This window comes from Mesorhizobium sp. M4B.F.Ca.ET.143.01.1.1 (assembly GCF_004792275.1).
Classification (GTDB): Bacteria; Pseudomonadota; Alphaproteobacteria; order Rhizobiales; family Rhizobiaceae; genus Mesorhizobium; species Mesorhizobium abyssinicae.
On the sequence record NZ_SRSR01000276.1, the window covers coordinates 1 to 307 of the forward strand.

The following is a 307-nucleotide window of genomic DNA, read 5'->3' on the forward strand; positions in this document are numbered from 1 at the left end:
CGCCGCTCACCGGCGTCCTCCTGCTGCCCGATCGCATCAAGGGTCATGGCGGCAGCCATCAGCCGTCGCGCATCGCCCGTGGCTTCCGGGTGCTGCTTGAAGCCGCAATGCGGGCGAAGTGGCTGGTGCTGTCGGCGACGGCCGGCGTGTTCGCGCTCTCGGTCGTGGCCATGGGCTTCGTCGGCCAGGAGTTCTTCCCGAAGTCCGACCGGCCCGAAGTGATGCTCGACCTCACGCTGCCGCGCACCGCCTCGATCAAGGCGACGGATGCAGTTGTCGAGCGCGTCGAGAAGCTGCTCGCTTCCGA

1 protein-coding gene is annotated in these 307 nt (G+C 68.4%); it reads left to right on the forward strand.

Annotated features, from left to right (window positions below; all coding sequences use genetic code 11):
• Positions 1-307, forward strand: a 307-nt coding sequence (locus EN786_RS36970; protein WP_135910170.1) for an efflux RND transporter permease subunit, incomplete at both ends; no start/stop codon positions are given.